This window comes from Paenibacillus silvae (assembly GCF_014639235.1).
Taxonomy (GTDB): Bacteria; Bacillota; Bacilli; order Paenibacillales; family Paenibacillaceae; genus Paenibacillus; species Paenibacillus silvae.
Window position 1 is genome coordinate 332474 of sequence record NZ_BMFU01000002.1, and the last position, 21366, is coordinate 353839.

General features: G+C 36.7%; 8 protein-coding genes. All 8 read right to left on the reverse strand.

Translation table 11 applies throughout. The features are described 5' to 3' along the window. Positions 1–216: 216 nt before the first annotated feature. Genes ectB through IEW26_RS07610 form a run of 8 tightly spaced genes read right to left on the reverse strand, consistent with a single transcriptional unit; the run spans position 217 to position 21363 of the window. A complete protein-coding gene (gene ectB / locus IEW26_RS07575) occupies positions 217–1488 on the reverse strand; it encodes a diaminobutyrate--2-oxoglutarate transaminase (RefSeq protein WP_188591922.1) in 1272 nt (423 codons plus the stop codon). A 45-nt stretch (positions 1489–1533) separates the two neighbouring features. Continuing rightward, a complete protein-coding gene (locus tag IEW26_RS07580) occupies positions 1534–3285 on the reverse strand; it encodes an ABC transporter ATP-binding protein (protein WP_188591923.1) in 1752 nt (583 codons plus the stop codon). Next, positions 3282–5027, reverse strand: coding sequence for an ABC transporter ATP-binding protein (locus IEW26_RS07585; RefSeq protein ID WP_188591924.1), 1746 nt, complete (start codon positions 5025–5027; stop codon positions 3282–3284). Before IEW26_RS07585 ends, IEW26_RS07580 begins: the two co-directional genes overlap by 4 nt. Before the next feature lie 32 nt (positions 5028–5059). Continuing rightward, on the reverse strand, positions 5060–10381 hold the full coding sequence (locus IEW26_RS07590) for a non-ribosomal peptide synthetase (protein WP_188591925.1): 5322 nt from the start codon (positions 10379–10381) through the stop codon (positions 5060–5062). A gap of 43 nt (positions 10382–10424) precedes the next feature. Beyond that, positions 10425–14351 carry a condensation domain-containing protein gene (locus tag IEW26_RS07595; protein WP_188591926.1) on the reverse strand — a complete coding sequence of 1309 codons (3927 nt, stop codon included), beginning with the start codon at positions 14349–14351 and terminating at the stop codon, positions 10425–10427. Between the two features lie 32 nt (positions 14352–14383). After that, a complete protein-coding gene (locus IEW26_RS07600) occupies positions 14384–17554 on the reverse strand; it encodes a non-ribosomal peptide synthetase (RefSeq protein WP_188591927.1) in 3171 nt (1056 codons plus the stop codon). Positions 17555–17596: 42 nt separating this feature from the next. Continuing rightward, on the reverse strand, positions 17597–20107 hold the full coding sequence (locus IEW26_RS07605; RefSeq protein WP_188591928.1) for a condensation domain-containing protein: 2511 nt from the start codon (positions 20105–20107) through the stop codon (positions 17597–17599). Continuing rightward, positions 20107–21363 (reverse strand): MupA/Atu3671 family FMN-dependent luciferase-like monooxygenase, encoded by a 1257-nt coding sequence (locus tag IEW26_RS07610; protein WP_229729728.1) that lies wholly within the window; start codon positions 21361–21363, stop codon positions 20107–20109. Before IEW26_RS07610 ends, IEW26_RS07605 begins: the two co-directional genes overlap by 1 nt. Positions 21364–21366: the final 3 nt, after the last annotated feature.

Here is a 21366-nt window from a genome sequence, read left to right on the forward strand (position 1 = left end):
TAAACATACTAATGATTAGAACTAAACTATAGTAAAAATATATTGAGTAACACATAGTGAGAATGGCACGACAGGGACGAGTCAACAACAGTATTTATCTAGTTTCCAGAAAATAACTTAATATAAAAGTTTACATTGAATTTTTTATTTATACTACTTTTATTATAAGAACGATAAGTATGATATCAGCTAAATACTAAATGAAACAATCCGCTTTTAAACTTCACATCTAAGATTATCAATACATATTTTAATACTTTCTCTAAGGATGCTTAATCCTGCTTGTAAACCTTCCTCATCAATAATTAATGGTGGAATTAATTTGATAACTTCTCCTTTCGAACCTGAAGTTTCAATTAACAATCCGCGTTCAAAAGCAGCGGCACTGACCCGTAAAGCAAATCCGCTTATATCAAATGCCAAACCTTGAATCATTCCCCTACCCCGTACAGTCATGGGAACCTCAGTGAACTCAGTTGTAATTGCTTTTAAAACTCCGTGAATGATCTTTGCTTTATCTTGAATCTCTCTACTAAAATCTTCATTGACCCAATAAGATAGCGCTTCAGTAGCAGTAATAAAGGCCAAATTATTCCCTCTAAATGTCCCATTATGCTCCCCAGGAGACCATATATCAATTTCTGGTTTAATAAGATTTAACGCCATAGGTAAGCCATAACCACTTATAGATTTTGATAGGCATACAATATCGGGCCTGATTCCTGCTGATTCGAAACTAAAGAACGACCCAGTTCGTCCACACCCTACTTGTATTTCATCAACAATAAGTAGTATCTCATATTTCCGGCAAAGCTTTTCAATCCCCTGTAACCATTCAATGCTAGCCGAATTTAGCCCACCTTCTCCTTGTATCGTTTCAAGAATAACAGCTGCAGGAATTTCAATACCACTCCCCGAGTCTTCTAGATATTTTTCTAAATAAGAGAGCGTATCTAATGCCTCACCAAAATAATTATCATAAGGCATATGAACAGTATAGTGTAAAGGTACTCCTCCTCTCCGCTTAGCAAAATTTCCATTTAATGCTAAGGATCCCAAGCTCATACCATGGAAAGCATTTGTAAATGAGATAATATTTTCGCGACCTGTTACCTTGCGAACTAACTTTAGTGCTCCTTCCACAGCATTTGTCCCAGTAGGCCCGGTAAACATAATGCGATATTCCATATCGCGGGGTTTAAGAATCACATCATTAAAACGTACCATAAACTTATCCTTCGCAACTGTCGCCATATCTAAACTATGAGTTATATTGTCGTTCATGATATATTCCATTAACTTCTTTTTAAATAATGGATTGTTATGTCCGTAATTCAAAGCTCCTGCACCAGCAAAGAAATCGATAAATTCTTTTCCGTTAGTATCAAAAATTTTATAACCCTTTGCTTTTTCAAATACAGTAGGAAAACTTCGTACATAGCTACGAACTTCAGATTCCAAGTTATAAACATTTTGTAGTAACGACATATTTTAATCTCCTTTTTAGATCGGCTAGAATGTCACAAATGAATCCTATTGTATGCTGTCCCAGATAACTTTCATTTCCTTGGAAGTTTCTAACAAATGATCTAGATCCCCTTTAGCCTCGACTTCTCCATCTTTCATCACTATGATCTGATCTGCACGTCGCAGAACTGCTGGACGATTTGAAATAACTAGGTAAGTAGCATTTTGACTATTAAAGATTCGTTCCCACATGGTATGTTCTGTGTTCACATCGAGTGCACTTGATAGATCGTCGAACACTAACAATTCAGCTTCTCGTACAAACATGCGTGCAGCTGCAGTACGCTGTAACTGCCCCCCAGATAACTTTGTTCCTCTCGCTCCTATTATCGTGTCTAACCCTTGCTCCATCTGTAAAATATCTTTTTCCATCACAGATAATCGGATCGCCTGCTCAAGGTTAACCTTGTCTTCCGGAAGCCCCATCAAGATATTCTCACGTATCGTCTCACTAGATAACCTAGGAATTTGAGGAGTGTACGAACTTCTTGGGGATGTAAAGAAATCTCCTTGATCATCTACAAGTTGATCGTTCCAGTAAACCTTACCTTTCTGTTTGGGTAATAAACCTAGCAGTGTCTTAACAAGTGTGCTCTTTCCAGATCCGACCTTACCAGTGATTACGGTCAACGTCCCTCTTTGAATTTCAAAATCAATATCTCGAACTCCTATTGTTGATTGAGGGTATATATACGTTAAACCTTCAACCTTCAATGAATTTAAATAATGTTCCTCTGACTTTCTTACATAAGGAACCTCAGGTAATTGACCATCTAAATAGACTGGTCCGTGCTCAATCAACTTATCCATTTCACCACCTTGTATTTCTAAAGTACGATCTATAGATACTCCAGCTTGTTTAAACCTTGCAATCAATCGTCCAAGGAAGTGTGTTACTTCTCCTAACCAACCCAAATAGAAAATAAATAAAACTAAATCGCCAGTTGAAAAACTTCCATCATGAATTGATGCTGCTCCAAAAAAAAGTATTAAACCTGTTCCGAAACGAATTGAGTTCTCAAAAATAGTATTCAGCAAATCACTAAACAGCTTATCTTTAACAGATAACACTTGTCTTTTTTTATTAAGTTGCTGAAGATACATCACTAATCTGTTTTCAGAACCAGAAGTTTTTACTGTTTCTACTCCATCAAATGTGTCAGAAATAAACCCTGTAACGAGTCCCGTAGCTTGACGACTTTCTCTCCTATACTTTTCTACATAGGTCTTAGCAATATTACTTACAATCATCAAAAGAGCCAACGGAACAAAAATGATTAAGGTTAATTTATAATTAATTTGAAACATAATAAGTAAAGCTACAATTGCAAAGATTGGTCGATAAATCAGATCGGCTGTCCAACCAACAAACCCCGCAATTTCGTCAATATCATCTCGGAATCTGCTGATTGAATCACCTACCGATGTAGCTGGCTCTTTGGTAACTGAACGTTTAAGAATATGTTGAAGCACATTTTTGCGCAATAAACTTGCCACTACAAAAATAAAGGTGAAATCAACGTAGAAACCAGCCACAAGCGTGATAGCACGTGCAAGTAATGTCGAAACTAAAATAATAATTAAAAAAATAATTCCGTTAGAAGCGACTGAACCTCCACCTAAAGCGTCAAAGATTTCTTTTAAGGCAATTCCTGTGATTAATGGGAGCCCATGTACAAATGCCCACAGTAGAAATGTTGCCAAATAGAGTCGTGGACGGAAACGAATTAAGTGACCCACCAATCTCCATATCTTCACGCTATAACCTCCTTCAAACCAGCTCTTTTCAGTTGAGCAAAACGAGAGTGTTGATCTTGCTCGAGATTTTCAGGCTTACCATATTCAACAATATTTCCGTCTTCAAGAATCATGATCTCATCCACCTTTTGAACAGTTTGCAGGCGATGAGCAATAATGATAGCTGTCCGTCCCTTAAACAATTTTTTCATAGCTTTATCCACAAGCTTTTCAGTACCAGGATCGAGGCGTGAAGACGCTTCGTCCAGTATGACTAAACCTGGGTTTTTCAAAAAAACACGAGCAAAAGCTAGTAACTGAACCTGGCCAGCGGACAAACCATTTTGAGTTGGTGAAATTTCCGTATACAATCCTTCAGGCAAGCCTTTAAACCAATCCCCTAATCCAATTTCCTCTAGAGTTTTTACAATATTTTCATCAGAAGCACTTGAATCAAACATTGTTATATTGTCTCTCACAGTAGCACTGAAAAGGCGCACATCTTGAGTCACGATACTAACATGTTCTCGAAGATCTGCAAGCGGAATATGTCGAATGTCATGTCCTCCGATATATAGGTTTCCGCTTCCTGCTTCCTGTAAACGCAATAACAATCTTGTAATTGTAGTTTTTCCACTACCCGTCCGCCCCAATAAACCTAAGGTTTTTCCGGCTTCCAGTGTAAATGACAGATTATTAAGAATTGAGGAATTTTTATCGTAACTAAATGTCACATTATTAAATTCTACGGCTAATGCTTCTTCAGAAAGAGTAGCCTTATTTTCTTCTTCAATGTTAGTCTTCATAGACATTAATTCTTGGATACGTTGAATACTAGCACTTGCCTTTTGGAAATCCTCCATTTGTAAAGTTATATTCTCAAGTGGCGCGCGTAAGATATCCATGTAATAAAACATCAGAAATAAGGTTCCCATTGAAATAAGCTCATTAGTCATTAGATAAGAACCAAGTATAAATACTAAAGCATACCCTACTGCAAATACCAAAATTGTAGCAGGCCACAACGCACGAGCGCGTACATAAGCCTTTCGCTCTTTTATTAGTAGGTTACTCATATTCTCATGCAACTTACGCATCACATAAGAAGTAGCTTGATTAGTTCTAATCTCTTCTACAGCTGTCAAACGTTCTCCCAAGAATCCAAAAAACTTTGCACTTGCTTGACGCGCGATTACCCAGAAAGGCGTAGCGTACTCACGGATTCGATTTAGAGTAAATAGTGCCAATACGGTGAAAACCGCAAAACACAGACCAACCCAGATATTTTCAATTATTAAAATGAATACGACTCCAAAAATCAGTAATATATTGCCTAACACTTGAATTACAAACCGTGAGAAAAAGTTAGCTAAGTTGGTGACATCTCCATCAATCCTCTCAATCATTTCTCCAGAGGAGTGTTGTTGATGAAATGAAGTATCTAATTTTAAACAATGCAAAGTTAATACCTGGCGTAATGCATTTGTGGCTGTCCAAGCAACACTTTCTCCAATGTACGTCTCAAAAATTTGGATAATTTGATTAACAATAGTCAGACCAATATAAAGGAGAGCTGCTACTTTTAAAATCTCCAAACCACCAGAAGTGCCTGCAGCATCAATATAATGACGCAAAATTTGCGGACTGATCAACTGTAAGCTAATCCCACTAAGTAATAAAATGAGCAGGAAAATTACCTTTGCACGCTGTGGAGAAATATACTGTGTGTACAACTCTTTATACTGATCAAAGGATACCTTCATAAATTTTAGCGCCTCCTTTTTGTTTTCTTAGCTTAAACAGATGCAATAATCTGTTTAATAAAGTTTTGATATAACTCAGATGCTTTTTCTATAGTTGATTTCTCATGAAGATTTGTACTAAATTGCCAGTTCAGTATAATCTCATTATCAAACAGCCAACTTCGAGCATCAATTTCATAACATCTTTTCGAGCTCGGGCTACGAACTGAGCCGCGTGATTCAGAGGCGATGTTCCATAATGTAAAATCCTTTCCTCCTGTGCCACCTGTGCTCTCAATCATTGGGCCATCATAATCAAATGAAACTTTTGGTTTTGGTACTTCAGACAAGACTCTATTAATGTCTTCATTCTTAGAAAGTGACCTAATAACGGCATAATTAAAGCCATGTTGGCGACTAATCTCAAGACATTCTTTTGTTGCATACAATATTTTGTCAATAGATTCCGTGCTCTGAAATTCAAACTTTGTTGGAAAGGATGTAGTAAACCATCCAACCGTTCGTGTCAAATCTACATCAGCAAATATATCTCCGCGCCCATGTATTCCCTGATCAATGAGAACATTATGCTCATCTTTCCATTTTGTTAGAGTTAGAGCCATAGCTGTAAGCAATATATCACCTATATGCATCTGATATTTAACTCGAACCTTTTGGAATAAGTTTGAGGTGTCCTCCACATCAAGCTTGAAGTAAAACTCATCCAAAGATTCCTCATTATTAATTCCATTGGGATAGTCTATGGGCAAATAAGTGCTTGCAGCTTTTTGTTCTTCCACCCAATCTAACAATTTAATATTGTTTTCTAGTGATTGAGCATATTTAATTAGTTTCGCTGTCCATTCTCGATAAGTAGTTGTCGTGACTGGCAAGCGTGGAACTAAATCCTTCTTTAAATCCAAATAAGCAGTCTGTATATCTTCCATCAAAAAAGACCAAGACATGTGATCAATTACTAAGTGATGCACAACAATGAATACACGTTGACCATTAATTCCTAGATCAAAAAGCACTACTTTTATTAAGGGTCTATCAACTAGATTAAAGTTGGAGTGAAATTTATTTACCGATTCTTCCAACATCTTGTTCTGTTGATCATGCGCAACACTTGAAAAATCCACATATTCAAAGATTTGAAAATCTTCATGTTGTTTATAGAATTGTATCCAGCCAGATTCTACATTAGCATAACGCATGCAAAAAATATCATGATGCAGTGTAACATGATAAACTGCCTCTTTAAGTAACTGTACTTCTAAAGAACGAATAGGCTTTAACAAAATGGCCGTATTCCAGTAATGACTATCTTCAAAGTTTTGGTCAAAGAACCACTTTTGCATATGTGAGAGTGGGTAACTTTTTAGGTTCGTATCACCTGTAGAAATTAGTGATTTTTGTTCGAATTCTTGTACTCTCATCTTCTCTTTAGGTGAACAAAGATGAATGATAGATCGAAGAATTTCATTAAAACTTTGCGCAAGAGATTCAATCGTTGAGCGATGATGAAGATTGTCACTATATTCCCAGTTAAAACGTAAACTACCTTCAATTACAGCCCCATTTATATCTAGAATGTAGTTTCTATCACCTCGAATACTCCTCAAAGATCCTGTAGATTCAAAAGCAGCTTCAAACAAGGATCCGACTGATGCTCCCTGATTAAACTGTCCAAGATAATTGAAACTTACTTCTGGCTTAGCTAAGTCTGCTAGTTGTTCTCTAACTTGATGTTCTGAATGTAAATAGCGAAGAAGTCCATAATGGAGACCACGTTGAGATATGTGCTTTAGTTGATTATGGATATTAGAGATTCTTGAAGAAAGAGATTCTGGACCTAAATTCAAGAGAAGAGGAAATTCTGCTGTAAACCAACCAACGGTTCTGCTTACATCCAAATCAATAAAAATATCTTCCCTTCCATGACCCTCCATATTGATTAGCAATGAGGACTGTCCAAAACATGTACTAAACGCACTTATTAACGCAGTCAGTAAAATATCATTTATGTGTACTTTGTAAATACTTGGGACTTCCTGCAACAAAGATTTTGTTTCCAGTTCTGTCAATCCATCTGAGACTATTCGAGCTGAGTCTACTTTGTTTTCTTTCCTTGGCATATCAACAGGCAAAGAAGGAATATTTTCTCTATTCAAACTCATCCAGTTTGAGAGATCTTCTAGTACTGTAGTAGAATTCGAATAATCTTTTAACCTTTCAGCCCACATTTTGTAAGAAGTATTCTTGTTGGAGCACTTCGGGGTCTCCCCACGACGTAAGGCCTGGTAGATTGTTTGCAGGTCATCTAAAAGTATTCTCCATGAAACACCATCAACAACCAAGTGATGAATTATGATTAACAACCGTTGATGTTCATTTGCACCCATCTCAAACAAAACAACACGTATGAGTGGACCTCTCCAAATATCTAGGCTTGTTTGAAAGCTCTCCGCATATTTCTTAATCATAGAATCTTGAGCGTCTCTATCTAGATTTTTTAAATCCACTTCTTCAAAAGGTAACGAAGTAATATTCTCTTGAAATACTTGTCGAATACCGTCCTTGTTTTTTTCAAAACGACTGCGCAATGTATCATGAAGCTCAAGTAATTGTTTAATAGACTGTTGTAAAACATCTACCTTGATACGTTCACGCAATTTCAAAAATGTTGCCTGGTTCCAATGATTGGCATCTATAAACTCCTGTTCAAAAAACCATTCTTGAACAGGAGTTAACGGAGCCGCTCCCTTTATAAGGCCTTGTTCAGCTTGAATTGGTTTTGCATCAGTAATAACACTTGACAGTTCCTCAATCGTCTGATGCTCCAACAGATTCGTCGGACGGAAAAATAGTCCTACTTGCTTGCTCTTATATGCCATTTGAATACTTAATATTGAATCTCCACCTAGCTCAAAAAAGTTGCTTCTGATGCCCACTTTATCCAATTTCAGCACCTCAGCCCAAATATCTGCCAATGCTTGTTCTACATAATTTCTTGGGGCAACATAATTATGCCCATCTTCTGTGTTGCTAAATTTCGGTTTAGGCAATGCCTTGTAATCCAATTTCCCGTTTGCTGTAAGTGGTAAGGACTCCATCCACACAAAAATGTTTGGCACCATATACTCCGGAAGTCGTTTCTTTAAAAACGCCTTTATTTTTGCTTCTTCTGATAGACCTCCTTTTTTGCACACTACATACGAGACAATTTGCGTATTTGCCCCTACATCATTTCGAACCATGACTGCTACATCAATAATATCTGGATACTGCCTCAATACGGCTTCAATTTCACCAAGCTCAATACGATAGCCTCGAACCTTTACTTGGTAATCGGTACGACCAACATATTCCAAATTCCCATCGCTTAAATACCTTCCTAAATCACCTGTTTTGTACAGCCTCGCTTTTGAATCGTCTACAAAAGGATTGCCTAAAAATGCCGCGTTTGTCTTTCCGAGATCATTTAAATATCCCCTTCCGACTCCTACTCCTCCAACATATATCTCTCCTGTCACACCAATAGGAACAGGTCTTAAATGACTATCAAGAATATAAATCTGCAAATTAGGTATCGCTTTTCCAATAGGAATATTGACTACGTTCTCTGGAGGACTTTCATAAATAGGATATAGCGTGACATCATCAGAACACTCAGATGGACCATATGCATTCATAAGTGGAATATGTGAATAATGATCAAACCATTTTCGAGCGATATCAGGAGGAAAAGCCTCACCGGTTACACTCAACCATTTAAGTTTTAACAGATCCATTTTCGAAAAATGTCCACTTTCCAATCCATTAAGAAATGCTCTTAGAAATGAAGGAACAATCTGCATTACCTGAACGCCATTTGATTCGATCTCTTGAAATAATTTTTCAGGATCCTTTGTCACCTCATTATTTAAAATATGTACTTTTGCTCCGACTAATAATGGTGATAAAAATTGCCAAACTGAAATATCGAAGCATTGGGATGCCGTTTGCGCGACAACATCTTGATTTTTTATTTCAAAATCTCTGATCATCAGTTCAAGATGGTTCATCATTCCCGCCTGTTCAATCATCACTCCTTTAGGTTCACCAGTAGACCCTGATGTAAAAAGAACATAAGAAAGATGATCTGGTCCTGTGATGATATTTGTATTTCGCTCATCCTGATTTTCCACAAGTAATTCGTCTACAATTAAAAATTTTGAAAGAATATTTCCAGCAGCATTCTCAAGAATTTTCTTCATTTTTGCGGTTTTATCTGAGGTGACCAAAACAATAGAGCTTTCACTTTTTTTTATAATATTTGACAATCGTTCCTCAGGGTGTGCAGGATCTAAGGGGAGATAAGCTCCCCCTGCTTTGAAAATCCCAATAACTGCCGCAAGAAACCAACCACTACGTTCAGCTAACAGTGGAACTACTGAACCATATTCTAAGTTTTTATGAATCAATGCTCTGGCAATACAGTTGGCTTTTGAATTCAATTCAGAATATGTCCACTTTTGTTCCTCAAAGCATACTGCGACCTGGTGAGGCGTTTTTAAAACTTGATCTTCAAATAATTTATGGAAACTCTCATCAACTGAAAAATCAGCTTTATTTTGATTCCAATCTACTAAAACTTGTTGAAGTTCGTCTTCAGATAAGAGATTAACATCAGAAATCGTAATTTGGTTATTGTTTACCAAGTCACTCAAGGCATTCATGAAGTGCTGTGAAAACCTATTAATCGTCTCAGAACGAAACAAGCTGGTATTGTACATCAACTCTCCTACGAGGGTATCTCCATGATCAGTGAATGTAAGAGTGATATCGTTTTTATAATCAGGAATTTCACCGTGAATCTTGGAATATGCTAGGATGATATTAAATATAGAAGAGTTTCTCTGGTTCTTATCGATATTTAAGTCGCTTAAAACATTTTCAAATGGATAAGATTGATGTTTATAAGCGTCTAGTAAAGTTGTTCGAATCTGCTTCAGTAGATCACTGAGTATAGTTTGTTCTTCCATTCTATCGACAATCGTAACTAAATTTGGTGCTATATGATGTGAGTTTATTTCCATTTTTCGGGCAGGACTCCCTACACTGATGCAAGAGTGTTCTGCATATTTAAATAAGCATATTTTTACTGCAGTCATTAAAAAGACATAAGTTAGAAATGGGGACTCCTTAGATAACTCTCTTACCTTTGCGTATAACTCATGTCCTATAGTAATCTTCTGGACTGAACGCTTCTCCACATAATGAGTAGGACGAAGGTGATCAAGTATAAAATTTGCACCTGAAACCTCTCCAGAAAGCTTCTCAAGCCAATAATCACGTTCTTTTTTCAGCTGTTTATCAAAAAGTAAGGCCATGAGAGTAGAACTCCTTTCGAACTTTTAATTTTTCTCATCATAATTAAAAATCAAAATCAATTAATTCATCGTTGGCAATTTGCTCTTTTATAAATGTAGGAACCTTTTGACGCTCAATTTCGATGTCTAATAACTGTGTTTCAGGATAATCTACAATAGATTCAATTAGTTTGAAAAATCTTTCCATGAGCAATTCTATAGTAGACTGCTTAAAGAGTACTGAACTATATTCTAGAATACCTATAATCTCATTATCACCTTCTGCTAAGGTCATACATAGATCAAACTTAGCCTTTTCTGTAACTGAAGAAATAAATTCCATATCCATCCCTACAGGTTTTTCTTCTCTTGATAATGACTTATGGTTGTGATAATCAAACATCACTTGCACTAATGGCGAATAGCTAGATGTGCGAGGAATTTTTAGAGTATCAAGAAGCTTAGAGAACGGTAGCTGCTGGTGAGAGAATGCTTCTAAGGTTGTTTTGCGTACTCTCTGCAAGAAGCTACGGAAAGTTGGATTCCCCGATAAATCCGAGCGCAATGCCAAGGTGTTTATAAACAATCCGATCAATCCTTCTATTTCAAGCTGGCGACCTGCTACGGGAGAACCTACAACGATATCCTCTTGGCCTGAATATCGATATAATAATGTTTTCCAAGCTGCTAAGAGTATCATAAATAAGGTCGCACCCTCATTATGACTTAATTTCTTGAGTTTCTCTGTCAATTCCACTCCCAGCTGAAAGGAGTAACTAGCTCCTTGAAAATTCTGTATAGTGGGACGATCATAATCAAGCGGAAGCTTCAACAACAGTGGTGCTTCATGATGTTTGTTTCTCCAGTAATCTAATAATTTTTCTAATTGTTTGCCTTGCAAGTAATTTTGCTGCCAATTTGCGTAATCATAGTATTGAATAGGTAGTGATTCCAACACAGGATATTTGTCTTCAACGAAGGCATTATAGAAAGAAACAAGCTCACTTATTAATATTTGGATTGACCACCCATCCGATACAATATGATGCATTGTCACTAACAAAACATACTCATTATTATCTAAGATAAGCAGATTCGATCGTAGTATCGGGCCTTTAACAAGATCGAAAGGTCGTTTTGATTCTTCATCAATCCATTTAGAGATTTCTGTTTTATGTTCTTTTAAAGAATAATGCTTTAAATCAGTAACATTAAGAATACTGTCTTTTGCTTTTTCAATTTTCACAAAAGGCTTCCCATCTACTACTGGAAATGTACTTCTTAATACTTCATGACGCTTAACTACTTCAACCAAGCTTTTATTTAATGCTTCCTGATTAAGCACTCCTCTGAATTGTATTGCGAGTGGAACATTATATAGGGAGCTTTCTCCTTCTTCTAGCTGGTCCAAAAACCATAGGCTTTGTTGTGCAAAAGAAAGTGGCATTTGTTCATTATTATTTATAGGAAAAATTTCCAATGTATTACTTTTAATCTCCGACTCGTTTACTTCATCCGATTTTGCACACTCCAGCGAATCAATATATGTTGATAATTCTTTGATGGTAGGGTATTCGTATACGTCCTCGAAATTGATTTCCACATTAAAAACTCTATCAATTCTTCCAATTAAACGTAAACCATTTAAGGAACTTCCCCCTAGATCGAAAAAGTCATCTTCTACATCAATCTCATCTAGCTTCAAAACCTCTGCCCATATTTGTGCTAATGTTTCCTCGGTGCTGGTAACATTCAGACCGGTAACACGACATGTAACGCTTTTATTGTCAGGTGCTTTTTCCTGACTATCATGTCTTTTGAATGTATTTGGAGCTTCTACCCAACATGAAATCTTTTCAAACGAATAAGTTGGAACCTCCACACGCTGATTTTTGATTGATTTATAATAACTGTCCCAGTTGATTTTTAAGCCTTTCATATACATCGCTGAAAGAGTTTCCATTAGCGAAAATGATTTATCTGGAACAAATGATGAAAAAATACATAAGTTATTTATTTGATTAGTAAAACTTTCTATTTTTTCTGACAGAACTCCGTGCGCTCCCATTTCTAAATACAATAGATGTCCGGTTTCACTCAATTTAGATACTATTACACGTAATTTATTTACATCCAATGGCTCCAATGTTAAATCTATAGCTTCTTTTATTCCTTCTGATAGAGATATTTTTTTTGAAATAATTTTGGCGACAATGTTCCCAACGCCATATCCAATTATTTTTTTTGATGAAATTCCAAAGGAACGCCAAAGCTGGTATAAGGAAAACTGAAATATTAGTTTTGAAACATTTTGATTATCCGCTTGTTTTCCTGCTAATTCAAAACATTCAGTATATGTCTTATTAAAAACAGGATATTGATTAACCAGATATTCAATTTGATTCCTTTTAATGTCTATGTCATGTGAGAACAAAAAGACAATATTTAGTTCCTTAGACATAGCAATCTCTTGACCGTTATCAAAATCGCGTTCCAAAACCTGAATAAGTTCTTCTTTATTCGCCGCAGTTACTGCATAACGATACAAATGATCATCACGTCCATGATTGAGAACATACGTAATATTTTCGAATCCTGGAGTATCCTTCTTCAAGTACTCTATCAAGCTGGCGCTATATCTCTTCAGACTATTAGACGATTTTGCAGAGAGTGTTACCAAACAATTTTGTTCTGTTGCAGAAACATCATTTGTATTCTGAATTGGTCCTTCTTCCAGGACTATATGCACATTAGTTCCACTTAGGCCAAATGCACTTACTCCAGCTCGCCTTACGCCCTCCTCAACATTCCAATCTTTTAATTTGGTATTCACATATATAGCTGTATCTTCAAAATTAATATGTGGATTAGGAGTATTAAAATGAAGTGATGGAAACAGTTTTTTATATTTTAAAGAAAGTATTACTTTAATAAAACTTGCTATCCCCGCTGCACCAGCCAGATGACCAATATTCGTTTTAAGAGAACTAATTGCACAAAATTTACGTTTGTTTGAATAGCTATTAAATGCATCTGTTAATCCTTTAATTTCAATCGGATCACCAATATGTGTACCAGTTCCGTGACATTCTATATAGGAGATTGATTCAGGATTAATTCCAGCCCTTCCCCATGCTTTGGTGATCACTTCAGTTTGTGCAACGGAACTTGGAGCTGTAATTCCAGTGGAACGTCCTCCATCTTGGTTAACTGCTCCACCTTTAATTACTGCATGAATGATATCCCCATCCTTCAGCGCTTGTTCAAGTGGCTTAAGGATAGCGATACCTCCTCCCTCTCCTCCCACAATTCCATTTGCAGCAGCATCAAACGTTTTACATTTTCCGTCTGGAGATTCTACTCCTAAAATTTCATCTCCCGGTTCTTTGAGGGAAAAATCGAAATTCAAATTAATTCCACCAACAATAGCTATGTCCGCTTCATCTGCCAAAATTTTATTACAACCTTCATGAATGGCTAATAAAGAAGAGGAGCATGCTGTATCTATGACCATAGCAGGGCCATGCAAGTCAAAAAAATTAGAAATTCTTCCTGAGATAACGGAGTGTAAATTTCCGGGTACTGCTGTAGGGTCAAATTCTGAAATTAATTGATAATAAGAAGGTTTAGGTGCCCCCGGAGCACCTATAATGACTGCGGTTCTACTACCTTTAAATTCTCGCAAACTATATCCTGCATTTTCAATTGCACAAGATACTAATTGCAGTAGTATACGTTGATGTGGGTCCATATTCAGCGCTTCATTACGTGATAAGTTAAAGAATGGATAATCAAATTCATCAATCCGGTCAAGATATCCACCAATTTGATAATCTTTATACTGATCTATTGACGTAATTTTTTTTCGATCCACAGATAGCTCTTTGACACTATCAATTCCATTACTCAAATTATAATAAATTTCATCCAAGTTATTGGCACCAGGAAAAAGCCCGCTAAGCCCAATTACGGCGATATCGCTAGTAGACATTCTACTCCTCCTATCCAAAAGTGTTTTAGCAATTACAACTCGAAATTTTCAATTATATCTTCTGTTTTCTTTTGTCCCTCTCTTTTTTCAATAAATGCACTGAGGGATGCAATAGTATTATGATCAAATAAATCTACCAACGTTATATACTCATAATCTTCTTGTATTGATGATAATAAATTGATACTTTTCAAAGAGTTTCCGCCAATCTCAAAGAATTTGGCATGTATACTAATTTCATCGATTCCTAATAGTTTTTTCCATATATTGGCCAGCCAGTCTTGGGTATATGTTTCCGGATAAACAATAGGAATTTTTGATTCTACATCTTGACTAACAGGATCTGGAAGAGATTGTCGATCGATCTTTCCGTTGACTGTTAACGGAAATTGTTTTAAAAAGACAAAAAAAGAAGGAATAAAATAATCTGGTAAAGTAGCTTTTATAAACTCACTCAGCTCATCTTTAGATGGCTCTTGATCCGAAGAAGCTACTAAATAAGCAATAAGTTGTTTTTCTTCATCTTCAGCAAAAGGTAAAATGAATGCCTCTTTAATGGATGCGTGTTTTTCCAATACGTATCTCAACTCTTCTATCTCAACACGATATCCTCGAATTTTAACTTGATCATCAGTACGTTCTAAAAATTCCAGATTTCCTTCAGGTAGATAGCGTACAATATCCCCGGTTCGATATAAAACTTCCTTACCATTTAAAGGGTTTAAGACAAAATGTTTAGCAGTAAGCTCCGGGTTGTCCAAATAACCTCTGGATAAACTATCTCCTCCAATATATAATTCTCCCGAGACACCGAATGGAGTGAGCTGTTGATAAGGATTCATAATGTATACATGCGTATTTGCAATAGGCTTTCCAATTGGCACAGTTGACGATGCAAAATTACCAGCATCAACGTTCACTTTGTAAGTTGTGACACCAATTGTAGTTTCCGTTGGCCCGTAATGATTAATGATTTCACATTTAGAATCTAGTTTTTGTACTCTGCCAACCAGATCCCATGAGAGCGATTCTCCACCAAGTATTAGCAAACGTTTTGGAAAAATGTGGACTGCTTGAGATGAAGAGAGCAATGTAGATAAATGAGACGGTACGATTTTCAAACAATCGATTGAATGAGTGATAAAGTACTCTGCGAGTTTTTTTGCATCTAGTAACCTTTCCTGCCCTATAATATGCAAACTACCACCCGTACATAAAGACATATAAATCACAGTATTTCCTAAATCAGCCGCAAGTGTAGAAACTGTTGCATAACTAGCGGAGTCCCCCAGGCTGAATCGATCATGCATGCCATTTAGATAGTTTATAATCTGTCGATGTTCTACAACTACTCCTTTAGGTTTTCCTGTTGAACCTGAGGTATATATTACATAGGCAGAACTATCATTTTTCACAAAGCGATCCAAGTTGCTCTTACTTTCACTCTGAATTCTATTTGATTCACGATCCAAACAGATCATTGGTGTTTTTATTGACTTTATTGTAGGAAGCAAATGTTCTTGCGTCAGTAGCAGCGACACTTTTGAATCTTCCAATATAAATTGCTTCCGTTCAACTGGGAAACCAGTATCAATCGGTACATAAGTTCCACCAACCTTCAGTACGCCGAGAAGGGCAACAATCATATGTACGGAACGTTCCATACAGATTCCGACTTTATTTTCTAACTCTACTCCTTCTCTTAATAAAGCATGAGCGAGTTTATTAGCCTGTTCATTAAGTTCACGATAGGTCAATTGCTGATCTTCAAAAATTAATGCCACATGATCAGGTGTACGATTTGCTTGCTCTTCAAACAGAATATGAAAGGATTCAGCAGAAAAACGGCGTGACTCAACTGAGCCGATTTCTCTCTCTTCTAGAAGTTTTCTTTTCATCCCTACACTCAATATGTCTAAAGCAGCGATTGAAATCTTAGATTGATCTATACAACTTTGAACAAGTTTAATATAAGATTGGAGCAACTCCTTTACATATTCTTTTCCCCAATGTGGATTCGTGTAGTATAAATCGAATTTTAAAGATTCATCCTCTAACTTAGAGCAAACCATTTTAATATCAAAGAAGTCTGCCGTAACTATTAAAGTTTCAATTTCAAAATCAAGTCCTTCTACTGAAGGCATTTCCATAAATGGAACGTACTCAAATCCGCTGGAAAAGTAAGGATGATGTGCTTGATAATTCCTAAAAGAGAAGTATTCCTGCCATTGATATGCCTTATATTGTGATTCACCAATTCCTTGTAGAACTTCATCCAAACGGGTATTGGCTATTATTTTGTATCCAACAGGTGCTGGATTAGCAAGCAATCCGACTGTCTCTTCCATTTCCTCATACTTTCTACCATCAAATACGTAACCAGTTACAATTTCACTTTGCCCGGTCAGATACCACATGAATAAATGCCAGCTAGAAAAACACAGATCCTCTAACGTAAGCCCCCAATTTTCTGCTATGTCTCCAAGTTCAATACATTGGTCACGCAAAAGAGTAGTGCTTACTATATTGGGCATATTGATGGGAATATTCTTGGACGCTTCAGACCAAGGTAATTTTAATTTCATTGTATTTTCCCAGTTCTGATTTTCCCAAAAAGCGATACCTTCTTCTGCCTCTTCTTCATATATATCGTTTTTCCATTCTGAAAATTGGATGTATTGGAGCGGTTCTTCAACTTCTTCAAAATCTGTAGATGTTCCGTACGCTTCTCCAATTTCTTTGACGATATTTTGAAGACTAAGCGTATCAGCACATAATGCTGAAATAGTGATTAATAATTTAGTTTGTTCCTCTGTAAGAAAGATTACATTCAATCTAATTAAAGGACCATTTTCCAGATCAAACGGTGTCATTCGTTCCTTCAAATATAACGCCTCTAGCGTTTTTGTATTTTCAGCCTGATTTTCTTTTTTTAGATCTAACTGCATCCATTTTGGTGAAAGTTCTTCATGTATAATTTGTAAAGGTATTTCCATTCCTTGCAACTGTTTGAAAGTAGTGCGTAGTGCTTCATGTTTTTGAATGAGTTTTTGAACTGCAAATTGTAACTTAGTGAAGTTTAAAGTACCTTTAAGTGTTACTGAACATTGAGAACAAATTGATGAGTTATTTTCCCCAAACGTCCATAAGCGTTCTTGCTGAGGAGACACTCGAAAACCCTGAATACTATTCAAACCATCCATACTTGCCCACCTCATTTAATTTATTTTGAATCAATTCCCATTTTATTTTTGTACGTTTTGGTAAGGCTCTGCCATTGCCACAACTACTTTTCGCTGGCCAACAAATGGATTTCTCCCATGAGCAATCAACATATTGTCTAACATGAGCACATCACCTTCCTGCCAGGGGAAAACAATAATTGCTTTTCGATACGCTTCTCGAATAGCATCTAATACTTCAATTTCAATTGGACTACCATCGCCATAATAAGTGTTACGAGGTAAGTCCTCCTCTTTCATCACAGCTAAAAGAGAACTACGCGTCTCCTCAGGCAAACTAGATACGTGGAATAAGTGCGCTTGATTAAACCAAAGAGTTTCCCCTGTTACAGGATGATTCTCTACTGCTTGACATACTTGTCTTGTTCTCAAACGGCCATTTTCTAGCCATTCAAACTCAATTTTAGCACTATGACAATAACGTTCCACTTCAGCAGGATCTTCCGTCTGAAATGCATTTTGCCAAGTGAGATCCAATCCTACACCAAAGTTGCGAACGTACATCACTTTTTTTTCGATAAACTTCTCTCGAATTTTTTTGTCAAGAAGTTCAAATACCTTTCGGTTATCTGCAAGTGGTGTTTCCCCTTGTTCTTGTGCAGCTTTCACACAATAAAACCAGATCTTCATTGGCCAGTTGGAGCTATATGATAATTCACTATGCATAGGTATAAACTGATCTGCTGGATATTCAGTCGAAGTGTAAACCTGCCCACTAACCTCTGAACGTGGTGTTGACCGTTCATTGTAGTTGAGAAGATTTGGAGCGATTACTTTTGTGAATTGTTCAAATTCTTCCGTAGATCCGGTTTGAAAACCTCGGAAAAGAATCCCCCCATATTCAATTAACTTTCTATTCATTGCTTCCTCATTACCAACTATCCATTTTGCAAGATTGATATTTTGAGCATTTGGTTTAACAACGAGTGGCATTTTTGTTTCTGGATCAATAAAACTGCTGGAAACTAAAGTATCGTTTGATATGGTCATTGCTTTAGGCTTATCTTTAATAAATTTTTTCTTAAATTCCTCATTTTTGTTTTTTTTCATCAATCTGCCCTTCCTCTCATGTTCAGAAATTATTGATAAAGCACCAATCTTTTGATCCGGATTTTCAACGATGCTTTGAAGTAAATTCATAAAGTGATTCTTCATAAGTTGAATCGTTTCATCTAGAAATAGTTCTGAACTATACTCAATTCTCCCTCCAGAGCCATAAGGTGATTCGGTCACATCTAACATCAAATCAAATTTAGCTGTGCCGGTATCTGTTTGGAGGAATTGCACATCAAGCTCTGGCAGTTGCAAGTACATGCCAGGAACATTCTGATAAATAAACTTAACCTGGCATAATGGAGAATAGCTAGTACTACGCTCCAGTTTCAGTGCATCCACAATCATTTCAAAAGGGATCTCTGAATTTTTGTATGCATCCAGGGCTGTTAAGCGAACCTGTCTGATAAGTTCACGAAAACTGGGGTCACCTGAAAGATTTGTCCGTATCGCCAAAGTGTTAACAAAGAAACCTATTAGATTTTGTGTTTCCAGATTGCGTCCGGCTGTTGGCGAACCCAGTACAATATCTTCTTGACCCGTATAACGGTAAAGTAATGTTACCCAAGCAGTTAGCAGAGTCATATATATAGTTGCATCTTCCTGACGACTTAAATCATTCAAATCGTCCATAAGCTTTTCAGGCAATATAAAATAAAGTTGTTTCCCTTGAAAAGTCTGTACTTCAGGACGCGGACGATCAGTAGGCAGTTGTAAAAATGTTGGAGCACCTTTTAGTTGCTGCTTCCAATACAATAGTTGTGATTGAATAGACTTACTATCTAACATCTCGTGCTGCCACGTTGTATAGTCACCGTACTGAATGGAGAGCTCTTCTAATTCGTCTTTTTGTTGGAGATTTTCTGTATAAAAAAAACGCAATTCTTGAAGAAAAATCATTAAAGACCATGCATCGAATACAATGTGATGAACAACAACTGACAGTACATGCTCATGATTGCCCAATTTTATCAATTTCGTATGAATTAAAGGACCATTACTCAGATCAAAAGGAACCTCTCCATGTTCCTTAAGTATCTTCTGCAATTCATTTTCAAGAATATCTGGTGACAAATGCGATAAATCTTTTTCAGAAAGTGGAATATGAAAAGTTGGACTGATCTCTTGAATAAGGTCACCATTTTTATTTTTTAAAATTGTACGTAAGGCTTCATGACGCAGCATAATTTTATTTATACTGCTCTCCATTGCGCTAACATTCAGGTTCCCTTTTAAGCGCATCGCAAGCGAAATATTATAAACCGCACTACCTGGATCCAATTGGTCGGCAATCCATAATGCCCGTTGTGCATACGACATTGGTATGTAACGTCCCAGCGGTCTTTTTTGGATTCTAGACGGTACACGTTCCGTGTCTTTCCTCTTCTCTTCCAGTTTTTTCTCTAACAATGCTCGCTGTTTAGGACTAAGTAATGATAGCCGTTTTTCCCAATCGCTCATTATTGTTCATCCCCGCTTAGGTCTATAGAAGAATATTTTTTTCTGAGAACCGTTAATTTTTCCAAACTTTCCATGACGGAATCAAGATCAAGACCAAAGTCAATAAGACATCCAATTTCATTTACACCCATTGCTCCAAGCTTCTCAATCACTTTCTCACACTTATCAGGAGTGCCTAGCAAGGAACTTCCTTTGTAATATCGCTCAAAAGAAAAGGCAAGTAAGTCTTCTTTGGAACTGTGAATTATGTTCTCCAGTTCATTTTCAAAGCTATTTCCTGCTGATGTTTTAGTCACATTGTTCTGTTGAGCGAGAAACTTGCTGAGATACTCATACATCGGCGATCTAACTTTTTCTTTTACATTTTCATCGTCATCACCAAGGAAGGTGTGCAACATGACCGTTACAACCCCATCATCCGGGCGAAAGCCATGTCGCTGTAAAGAATCTCGATACAATCGAATATTATGAGCCAGTTCATTAAAATTTTGTGAGATTAGTGCAGCAAGGACATTAGTACCCATTTCTCCTGCTTTAATCCAGGTTTCAGAACTTCCAGAACTAGTTATCCAAACAGGCAAATCTTTGTTCATCGGCTTTGGTGACAAGTTTATAGTTACTTCTTCATCTTTAAAGCCTTTAAAGATGATCTCTTCACCAGCCCATAATTTCCTCAGCGTCTGAATTCCTTGAAAAGTTATCTCTCGACGATGATCATAATTTTCTGGGTTGAATACAAAGTCTCTTGGATTCCATCCTGTACCAAATGAAAGTCCTACTCTACCTTTTGATAAATTATCAACAACTGACCATTCTTCCGCAATACGAATTGGATGATGTAATGGCATAACTACACTGCCTGATCGGATTTGAATATTTTCACTAACAACAGCAAGTGCTGATGCAATGACAGATGGATTAGGATATAACCCACCGAAATCGCGAAAGTGCCTTTCTGGGACTGAAACAAATGAAAACCCATTTTGATCTGCAAATTTAGTCGTTTCTAGCAGTAATTCATATATATCCTCTTCTTTTGCTTGTCCGGTACTAGAAAAAAAGAATAATCCAAATTTCATCTTAATATGATCGATACCATCCGTTGCAATTTCCTTTGCTTCATTGTTATGCCCATCAGGCTTATTAACTGTTTCGTTTAAGGAAACATGCAATAAACCTTTCTTTTTAAGCTTTAGCTCCAGTAATTCGCGTTTTTTCGGAGAAAGATTAGAAAGACGCTCAGTCCAATCACTCATAAA